We start from the raw sequence: 1780 nt of genomic DNA on the forward strand, positions 1-1780 counted from the left end.
GTTGCCATGGAACCATTAGAGTTGAGATAGTACCATGAACCATTCACTTGTACCCAACCTGTTGCCATGGAACCATCAGTATTATAAAAATACCACATACCATTTTCTTGTTTCCAACCTGTTGTTGGAGCAACTGGTTTAGCTGATTCTACTGCTGCGTTTGTTCCTTGGTTAGATGTAACAGATACAGGATACGAAGGAATAGATGATTGCTCAGGAACAACAACTTTTTCAGGTTCTCTCGTCCCTCTCCTTATACGTCTTTTTACCATCTCTTTAGTAATTTGACGAGAAGTAGTTTCTTCAATTGTTCCATCACGTTCATCTACAGTATAAATTGTAGTAAGCGTAATTTCACCAATTTCTCCTGCTTCTTCTACTTCTTGACCTTTATCAAGAGTTGGGTCATCGAGATATTCTGTTTCAATTGGAATTTCTTGGACAAGAACTTGGGGCTTGGTTCCTTTTTTAACAACTCTTGTTTGAGAGTCTTCTTTTTGACTTAAAGTACTCTCAGTTACTTGTCCACTCTTTCCATCTACATCATAAGTTATCGTTGTAACTGTTTTCCCATTCTTTCCTAGAGTAATCTCTTGCTCCTGTCCTGCAGAAAGGTCATTGTCTGCTTCATATTTAGTAGCAAATGGAACAAGAACTTCTTCAACCTTACTTTTAGCTGGAACTTTAATAACTGTATCCGTGGCTTCTTTTTTCTCTACGGTAACCTTTTCGGTAACCTTACCAGTCTCTGGATTAACATCGTAGGTTCTTGTCGTGGTTACATAGCCATCCTCTCCGTCAACCATCTCAATAGAAGCTCCTCGGTCTTTACTTTCATCTTTTTCAAAACGGATAACACTTGTAGGCAGAACTTCACGCTCAACCTTGCTTTTGGCTGGAACTTTGATAACTGTATCCGTGGCTTCTTTTTTCTCTACGGTAACCTTTTCGGTAACATGACCATTCTCTGGATTAACATCGTAGGTCGTTGTCGTGGTTACAGTTCCGTCCTCTCCGTCAATTGTAACAGGATTTTCACTACGGTCTTTAGTTTCATCTTTTTCAAAACGGATAACACTTGTAGGCAGAACTTCACGCTCAACCTTGCTTTTGGCTGGAACTTTGATAACTGTATCCGTGGCTTCTTTTTTCTCTACGGTAACCTTTTCGCTAACCTTACCAGTCTCTGAATCAACATCGTAGGTCCTTGTCGTGATTACATAGCCATCTTCTCCGTCAACCATCTCAATAGAAGCTCCTCGGTCTCTACTTTCATCTTTTTCATAACGGATGACACTTGTAGGCAGAACTTCACGCTCAACCTTGCTTTTGGCTGGAACTTTGATAACTGTATCCGTGGCTTCTTTTCTGTCTACAGTAACTTTTTCGGTAACCTTACCATTCTCTGGATTAACATCGTAGGTCGTCGTCGTGGTTACATAGCCATCCTCTCCGTCAATTGTAACAGGATTTTCACTACGAGCTTTACTTTCATCTTTTTCATAACGGATATTTGTACTTTTTTCGGCGATGCGTTTTTCTACCTTATCTTTAGCTGGAACTCTGATAACTGTGTCTGTCGGTTCTTTTCTGTCTACAGTAACCTTTTCGCTAACCTTACCAGTCTCTGGATTAACATCGTAGGTCCTTGTCGTGGTTACAGTTCCGTCCTCTCCGTCAATTGTAATAGGATTTTCACTACGGTCTTTAGTTTCATCTTTTTCAAAACGGATAACACTTGTAGGCAGAACTTCACGCTCAACCTTGCTTTTAGCTGGAA

1 protein-coding gene is annotated in these 1780 nt (G+C 40.3%); it reads right to left on the minus strand.

Going from position 1 to position 1780, the window contains the following annotated elements:
* Nucleotides 1–1780, minus strand: a 1780-nt coding sequence (locus HT693_RS10785) for a PspC-related protein choline-binding protein 1 (RefSeq protein WP_172925181.1), incomplete at both ends; no start/stop codon positions are given.

This window comes from Streptococcus sp. 2154 (assembly GCF_013277255.1).
Lineage (GTDB): Bacteria > Bacillota > Bacilli > Lactobacillales > Streptococcaceae > Streptococcus > Streptococcus pseudopneumoniae.